Origin of the sequence: Desulfocucumis palustris (genome assembly GCF_002933875.1) — a bacterium.
GTDB classification, from domain to species: domain Bacteria; phylum Bacillota; class Desulfotomaculia; order Desulfotomaculales; family Desulfocucumaceae; genus Desulfocucumis; species Desulfocucumis palustris.
In genome coordinates, this window is sequence record NZ_BFAV01000096.1 from 1 (window position 1) to 6,516 (window position 6,516).

General features: G+C 46.4%; 12 protein-coding genes and 2 tRNA genes. All 14 read right to left on the reverse strand.

Translation table 11 applies throughout. The features are described 5' to 3' along the window. Positions 1-166: 166 nt before the first annotated feature. Positions 167-586, reverse strand: a complete 420-nt coding sequence (locus DCCM_RS07265) for a DUF3795 domain-containing protein (protein ID WP_104371761.1) — start codon at positions 584-586, stop codon at positions 167-169. Positions 587-932: 346 nt separating this feature from the next. After that, positions 933-1,009, reverse strand: a tRNA-Arg gene (locus tag DCCM_RS07270). A 10-nt stretch (positions 1,010-1,019) separates the two neighbouring features. Then, positions 1,020-1,093: transfer RNA gene (locus DCCM_RS07275), tRNA-Gly, on the reverse strand. A 75-nt stretch (positions 1,094-1,168) separates the two neighbouring features. Beyond that, positions 1,169-1,474, reverse strand: a complete 306-nt coding sequence (locus DCCM_RS07280) for a hypothetical protein (RefSeq protein ID WP_104371762.1) — start codon at positions 1,472-1,474, stop codon at positions 1,169-1,171. 19 nt (positions 1,475-1,493) lie between these two features. Next, on the reverse strand, positions 1,494-1,802 hold the full coding sequence (locus DCCM_RS07285) for a hypothetical protein (protein WP_104371763.1): 309 nt from the start codon (positions 1,800-1,802) through the stop codon (positions 1,494-1,496). 99 nt (positions 1,803-1,901) lie between these two features. Then, entirely contained in the window at positions 1,902-2,429 is a 528-nt protein-coding gene (locus DCCM_RS07290; RefSeq protein WP_104371764.1) for a hypothetical protein, read from the reverse strand. A 353-nt stretch (positions 2,430-2,782) separates the two neighbouring features. Continuing rightward, on the reverse strand, positions 2,783-3,625 hold the full coding sequence (locus DCCM_RS07295; protein ID WP_165792050.1) for a helix-turn-helix domain-containing protein: 843 nt from the start codon (positions 3,623-3,625) through the stop codon (positions 2,783-2,785). Positions 3,626-3,799: 174 nt separating this feature from the next. Then, positions 3,800-3,985 carry a hypothetical protein gene (locus DCCM_RS07300; protein WP_104371766.1) on the reverse strand — a complete coding sequence of 62 codons (186 nt, stop codon included), beginning with the start codon at positions 3,983-3,985 and terminating at the stop codon, positions 3,800-3,802. 180 nt (positions 3,986-4,165) lie between these two features. Beyond that, positions 4,166-4,468 (reverse strand): hypothetical protein, encoded by a 303-nt coding sequence (locus DCCM_RS07305; RefSeq protein WP_104371767.1) that lies wholly within the window; start codon positions 4,466-4,468, stop codon positions 4,166-4,168. Between the two features lie 16 nt (positions 4,469-4,484). Further along, on the reverse strand, positions 4,485-4,727 hold the full coding sequence (locus DCCM_RS07310; RefSeq protein WP_104371768.1) for a hypothetical protein: 243 nt from the start codon (positions 4,725-4,727) through the stop codon (positions 4,485-4,487). An 18-nt stretch (positions 4,728-4,745) separates the two neighbouring features. Beyond that, on the reverse strand, positions 4,746-4,910 hold the full coding sequence (locus DCCM_RS07315) for a helix-turn-helix domain-containing protein (RefSeq protein ID WP_104371769.1): 165 nt from the start codon (positions 4,908-4,910) through the stop codon (positions 4,746-4,748). Then, a complete protein-coding gene (locus DCCM_RS07320; RefSeq protein ID WP_104371770.1) occupies positions 4,900-5,628 on the reverse strand; it encodes a recombinase family protein in 729 nt (242 codons plus the stop codon). The genes DCCM_RS07315 and DCCM_RS07320 overlap by 11 nt, the downstream gene beginning before the upstream one ends. A 77-nt stretch (positions 5,629-5,705) precedes the next feature. After that, entirely contained in the window at positions 5,706-6,092 is a 387-nt protein-coding gene (locus tag DCCM_RS07325; protein ID WP_104371771.1) for a hypothetical protein, read from the reverse strand. 223 nt (positions 6,093-6,315) lie between these two features. Beyond that, on the reverse strand, positions 6,316-6,516 hold a 201-nt coding region (locus DCCM_RS18510), incomplete at its 5' end, for a hypothetical protein (RefSeq protein WP_207655552.1).

Consider the following 6,516-nt stretch of genomic DNA (forward strand, 5'->3'; position numbering starts at 1 on the left):
AAATATCTTACAATAACGGATTGTGCTTTACAGGACCTCATTAACGATTTTATTTCCTGTCTGCCCGCATTTTTAAAGGGGCGCCTTCAACTTTCGCGCTGGAAAGTTGAGTTATTAACTATACCCATTTATTCTCCCAAGAGTGAGCTAATTGTTATGCCTTTAGCTACAACTTCCAATTGCCTGTGAAATAGACTTCCCTGACGCTTTTTGCCTTCTCTTGTGCCCATGCTTCCAGACCCAATTTTTTTATTAAGCATAGATTAAAAACTTTCGTGTTATGCGGCACCTTTGAGGCTTGGTCAGCGTATGGGTGAAGGTGGTCACAAGGAAATTCATGGCATTCGTAGCAAAATGAAATGCTTTTTCTTTTTATACATGGATAAACATTACATTCCATAGGAAGAAATGGAATTTTTCCATTTTGGTTGCGACATCCCTTGCAAACAGCTTTCTCTGCCTGTTCGACAGAAATATTAAGTGTGTTAGCGATTTCTGGTATCCATTTTGGGTCCTCATTTGCCAAATAGCCAATACAATTAAAGCAATCCATTCCACAAGGTGCAGTTATCTGTTTGTAATCCATTTTTTTCTCCTTTCAATAATTAGTTGTTAATATATTAACAATATTGTAAACATATTAACAGATTAAGTCAATAATAACTTGGACATCCATGCCACTAGTACAGTGTCAACTCTTAAACTATGGATAAAGCCGCTTTAGCTTATTCTTGCATCATTAGTCGTGAACTGCCAGTCAACACCTTTTGGGTTTCTGTTTCTTGCGGTTTCCCATTCCGCCAGTTCAAGACGGAGGGAATCTTCTGTTCCCTTTGGTCTAATTTGTTCCCAAAATGTTCCCATTACGCCTTTTTCGCTGCTTTCGCTATAAATCGAAAACCCCGCAATCACTTGCGGGGCTTAACTTTTACTGGCGTCCCAGGAGGGATTCGAACCCCCGACCTACGGATTAGAAGTCCGTTGCTCTATCCAGCTGAGCTACTGGGACGTTTATAAAATGGAGCGGGTGATGGGAATCGAACCCACGTAATCGGCTTGGAAGGCCGACGCTCTACCATTGAGCTACACCCGCTTCTGCCTTGAATCTAGCGGGCCTCCGGCTGTTCTCCTGACAACGGATTATTTATAGTAACTACTTTGAGACCAATTAATTAGTCCGTTGCTTATAATACTGAGGTAGCACCGTCCTATTCCAGTGATGGAGTTTTCTAAATAATTCCTCTGCCTCATTGTCACTGGCTATAAATCTTTCCATTTCAGATTCAGACGCGCCACGCATGCTGTACCCCTTAGCCATAGCCCTCCTATATAGCTGCTTAATTATTTCACAGATTTCCGGGCTATCTCTGAGGGCAGCTTCCATGGCCTCCTCGTATTCTCTGTTTCTGTCGTTCGGTCTGACAAGGGACTTTTTAGATAGCAACTCAAGCCGCTTCCTTAAATCTCCTTTCATTCTGCCAGTCTCCTCTCATTTAGTGATATCTTCTTAACTGTTCTTCCAGTTCATCTATTCTGGCGGCCAATTCCGCCGTTTCCACCGCTTTTAGGCCGATTGATACCAAGTAGCCGATTACTCTGGCTTTACTGAGTGTGTCGGCTTTTGCGGCCACCACGTCAGCCATTGTTTCACTTAGGAGCACCAGTAACCCCCTGGCATTCTGTATATCCTCCGGGTTTAAAGATTTACCAGTGGTTTTGTCAGTCATGGGTATGCCGGTCTTACGCATTCGCTGGTATTCCCGCATGTACTCCCGCTTTTTGTCCGGGTCCTTATACGGCATATATTTCACTCCTTCGCCGGGTCTTTAATGAATTAATGAGGAAACCCCGAAGTCAGACTTCAGGGTTTCACTGAATAATTGATTATATAGGGAGCTTGTTTACTGGGTTAGCTTATTTATAGCATCCTGGAGTAAACCAATTTTGCGGTCATAGCCTTCCTGCATCTCTGTCCTATAGAATTCTTTCAGTTTTTCGTCTGTGTTAGGAGCAGCATTTTTAAGTGCGGCACTCGGTGCGCTGGGGTAACCTTGGACCGCTTCCTGCAAGAAGCTGGTAACATTTAGGCGCAGACTGTAGCCATAGTACAGTCCTTTATCGTATTCAGGGGTTTGCTTTAGTTCATCTGTGAGCTTGTTTTGCATATAGTATTGATCATATTCGTCGCGCATTTCTTTCACTGGTTCCATCTGCTTGGATAGCCTATTTGCTAACTCATCCCTTGATATTTGGCCACTTTCCCACTGGCTGTAGTCGTTATTGATTTCCTCACTAATTGGTTGCAGTCTGTCTAACCATTCTTTTTCCTTTGCTGCAAGCGCTTGTAACTCTGGAACGGCGGATTGAGATGCACACCCGGCTATCACCATAAGGACCAGAGCAAGTAGAATGACAGATATTTTACGCATATTTTCATCTCCATTTCTTTATTTTTCTTGTGGTAGTAAACATTTATTTTGCCTTATTGAGCATCACTCCTCCGTGTCAAGTCTCATATTTTGTCGAATTATGTCTAGGTATGTGTTTATACCCGCCGTAGTTGCTTTATCTTTTTACTTCGACCAATTCGGCTATTATACCTGCTTTATCCAGGTGCTATAGATGCGGACAGTTATTCCCTGCCGGTATGGGTATCATAGCAGCCTGTATAAGTCATGACAGCCACGGTCTACATTGACAGCGCTGCATCTTCCAACATCGCCAATGACACCGACTGGTTACCCTGGACCGCCGATAGTTAAAGGCACCCAACACCGGGCATCTATTTATTCCTTAGAACCCTGCTAACTGTAGACTGGCTTATGCCAAACCTCGATGCTATTTCTTGCTGTGATAGTCCCTCCTCTCTGAGCCTGATTATTTCTTCCCGGTTATTGCTTGTAGCTTTTGGTTGCTCTGATACTTCCCGTAGCCATCTACTAATGGTAGATTTGCTTATTCCCATTATTTCAGCTATTTCCCTGGTAGACAGCCCTTTAGCGCTTAGCCTTTGCGCACGCTCTTTGCGCTTGGCCAACTTTGCTTGCTTGGCCACCTGTGCCCGTGCAATTCTCCTCCTGCGTGCATTTTTCCAGGCTCTCTTGAGTTCAGCTTTGATTTTCCATTGCTGCCGCATATCCTCCAGTATTTGCCGTTCCCCTTCTGTGACACCCATTAGCCGGTATATTGCTTCAATTGATATCCACTTATATCTTTCGTAATCATGGGTATATTCAAGGAGCTTGTTTATGTCGCTGTATGGGTTAGCTATCCTCCAATTTAGGAATTCCATGGCCTCTTTTACTCGTTCTTCTGGGTCAGGCTTGTCCTTGTGGAGCATAGCTGCTGCAGCTCTGAACAGCTTGAACATGATGGTTTCGCATTTATGATACTCGATATCCTCGGCATGACCGCTTTTGCCGGGAATTATTTCTACATTTCCATAACGCATGTTACATATTCTAAGTAGTATTCGTTGCCTGTTGACATATTTTCTCTTCTCCCCCGGTGAAAGCGGCTTATTATACTGGCTGTACGCTTCAATGAATTTTCTCTTTGCTTCTTCCCATTTACTGGCTGGGTCATTGCCTGCAATAACCGAATTGGAAGTTTTGGGGTAATCCATATTCATTCCCTCATTATTAGCCGACAGTTGGGGCATAGCTGTCGGCTATTTATTTGTACTGGCTTACTCCTGGCCTTCCGTTGGCCTTCCTCTGATTGGCAGCTACTGATATAGCGGCCAACATCCCAGCGCCTTACGGAGATACCAGGGAAGCTTCAGGAGAGGCATTCCTGATTAATTATTGGCATTACTATTACGGGTAGCCAGCATCTCCCGTGCAATTCTGAGCATTTCCTTGCGCTTGAGCCATTGTTTATGATTGGTATCGCTGATTTTATCACGGTTACGGCTTCTCCAGTTCCTCATATATTCAGCCTTCTTGGCTCGCCTTTCAAGTAATTTTTGCTCTGCAGCAGTCACGTCCTCACCCCCTTTTTTATGAAACTATCTTCCTGCCATATTGTGCTGGCTATATGACAAGTAGTTTCCATGGATACAGACTACCCCGCAGTATTTATTTGCCCCCAGGGAATGGCTATATTAGTGAGCAGGGGCAGCCCCGTTATGGGACCACCCCGTCTGTTACCGGCTTATTGCCGGTTATTTAGTAGATTTCTTTACTGCGGTTGTCGCCGCTTCCTTAACTACTGATGCCTGAGATTCTTTAATTATTGCCAGCAGCCACTGCCGGTAATCCTGCAAGTTCAGTAATTGCGCCGCACGGATAGCGTCTTGCTCCCCTTTGCGCTTCAGATAATTAATTAATTCCCTGTGCCCTGCAGCAATGGATTGAGTCTTCTTGAAATACCCGTTAAAGTCAAACTCTTTGTATTCCAGCCCGGCGATTTCAGCATCCAGTTCCTCCAACTGCTTGGCAAACATTTTCTGCGTCACATATGCCATGTCACATTTCTCCTTCCTAATTGATATAGAATGCGCCACCGAATGGCAATTGACTCTTCAGTAACTGCACTTCCTGGCTCTCCGACTTGGGCAGGATATAGAAGGCACCACCCAGCGGCAGCCCGGCGTCGGCTTTATTTACCTGTTCCAGATGTTCCAGCCGCTCCATTATTGGCGATACATATTTGTTGATTTCGGTTGTGATGACGTCTTGCAGTTCTGCTTTGCTGATGCGGGTTTTACGGGTATTTACAGCCATTACTTGTCCCTCCTGTAATTAATTTTCCAGCCATTTTAGTAGTTCGGATTTCCTAACCATCCAGCGCCCCTTGATTTTCTCCGCCCTTAATGAGCCATCCTTGATAGCCTCTTTCAGTTCTTCGGGATGAACGAGTATAAGTTCTGCCGCCTCATTGACGGTCAGCATCCGATCATCCTGCAATTCCTACCACCTCCTGTACGCCGTAGAATTGTCTATTATTAAGAATTGCTTTCAGTGTGCTTGGGTACCATTTCTTGCCCCCATTCTTGGTTGGGACATTTAGCCGGTTAAGTTCGCTGGCTATCCTCTGATGCCGCCACCCCTGGTCATACCAGCGGAATATTTGCTGGATTACTGCCAGTTCCTCCGGCACTTCCACCAGGTTGTCTTCCTCCAGGCGATAGCCGTATGGGGCATGGCCGTAAGCTCTTCTATTATCCTTCTTATGAGTCAGGGCCATTTTGGTGCGCTCGCTGGTCAGGTTCCGCTCCAGTTCAGCAAATCCGGCCATTATGGTTATAAACATCTTGCCCATTGCCGTTGCTGTGTTGATTGTCTGGCCGCCCATATCAACCAGATGCAGGGAGATTCCGGCTTTCTCCCAGATTTTTGTGCGATTCAGCGCGTCCTCGGCATTCCTAAACAGACGGTCCAGTTTCAGTACCACCACATGCTGAACCTGCTTTTTATTAATCATGTTTGTTAACTCCCGTCCACCGGGCCTGCTGGCCAGGGGCTTGAATGCCGACACCCCTTCTTCCCGGATAACCTTCACTGGCTCCAAGTCCATCAGCTTGCAGTAGGTGAGGAGTTTTTCTTCCTGGGCATCAAGGCTAACGCCGGTCTTTGATTGCTCGTCTGTGGATACCCTGATGTATAGTACGGCTTTATTGCTCATAAATACGCCTCCTGCTTATAGCGGGTTGGATGGAGGGACCAGCACCCGCCAGTCCCATCCGGTTAATGAATAGCGCTTTAACCCTGGTTGAGTTCATTTGCCGCAGCCGCTTTTTCAGCCTTCTTCCGCTGGCGGCTAAATTTAGCCAGTTCTCGCCGGTGTTCGCTGAAGTATTTGGACTGGCAGTCGCGGCAGCGCTTGACCTGGAAGTAGTCCTGGACTTTGACTATGCGCTTATTTTCACAATCAGGCTCGCAGCAAGTTATCTCCAGCTTGATGGGCTTACCTTTCTTGCCTAACTCGATTACCCTGACTTCCGGAGGGTAGCCATAATTGTCCTCCGGGCCGGGCATATCCTGCGGTTGGTTTGCAGCTTCGTTATTATTGCAGGGCTGGTCAGTGCCATTGTCTACATCTGAAGCCCCGGCGCTTGGGGCAACTGCCTTCTTACGCGGTCTGGGCATTGTCGATTACCTCCCGAATATCCGAATTTTCTGTCTATTTCCATTAAAACACAGCCTGGATATTTCTGTCAATTATTCCTGTCCGGGGATATCTGCCTGCAGTTTGTTTGGGTATGTTTGGCATCTAAGGGGTTGCATCGCTGGCACTAAATGGATGAGTTTTCACCCAGGGGATGAGATGGGCACCCAGGGGACAGGGATAGGGCAGCCCTTCAAGCGGCTTTCAGTGACTCAATTCCCCGCCTTCATAGATACATCCGACCAGGGAAGAAGCCGCCACGGGCTGCCTATGAATCGCCCAATGGGACACTGCATAACCCACAGCCCACTCCCCGCGCGGCCTTCCGGCTATGCAGGCGTCCCGGATACGGACGCCCACGTATAACTTCCTAAAGTTCTTTAGATCTTTATGTAAAAGATCTTT

Excerpts from the sequence above, each read along its gene's own strand:
- DCCM_RS07295 (WP_165792050.1), bottom strand. The coding sequence starts at position 3,625 with ATGGATTACCCCAAAACTTCCAATTCGGTTATTGCAGGCAATGACCCA.
- DCCM_RS07265 (WP_104371761.1), bottom strand. The coding sequence starts at position 586 with ATGGATTACAAACAGATAACTGCACCTTGTGGAATGGATTGCTTTAAT.
- DCCM_RS07325 (WP_104371771.1), bottom strand. The coding sequence starts at position 6,092 with ATGCCCAGACCGCGTAAGAAGGCAGTTGCCCCAAGCGCCGGGGCTTCA.
- DCCM_RS07290 (WP_104371764.1), bottom strand. The coding sequence starts at position 2,429 with ATGCGTAAAATATCTGTCATTCTACTTGCTCTGGTCCTTATGGTGATA.
- DCCM_RS07280 (WP_104371762.1), bottom strand. The coding sequence starts at position 1,474 with ATGAAAGGAGATTTAAGGAAGCGGCTTGAGTTGCTATCTAAAAAGTCC.
- DCCM_RS07320 (WP_104371770.1), bottom strand. The coding sequence starts at position 5,628 with ATGAGCAATAAAGCCGTACTATACATCAGGGTATCCACAGACGAGCAA.
- DCCM_RS07310 (WP_104371768.1), bottom strand. The coding sequence starts at position 4,727 with ATGGCTGTAAATACCCGTAAAACCCGCATCAGCAAAGCAGAACTGCAA.
- DCCM_RS07305 (WP_104371767.1), bottom strand. The coding sequence starts at position 4,468 with ATGGCATATGTGACGCAGAAAATGTTTGCCAAGCAGTTGGAGGAACTG.
- DCCM_RS07285 (WP_104371763.1), bottom strand. The coding sequence starts at position 1,802 with ATGCCGTATAAGGACCCGGACAAAAAGCGGGAGTACATGCGGGAATAC.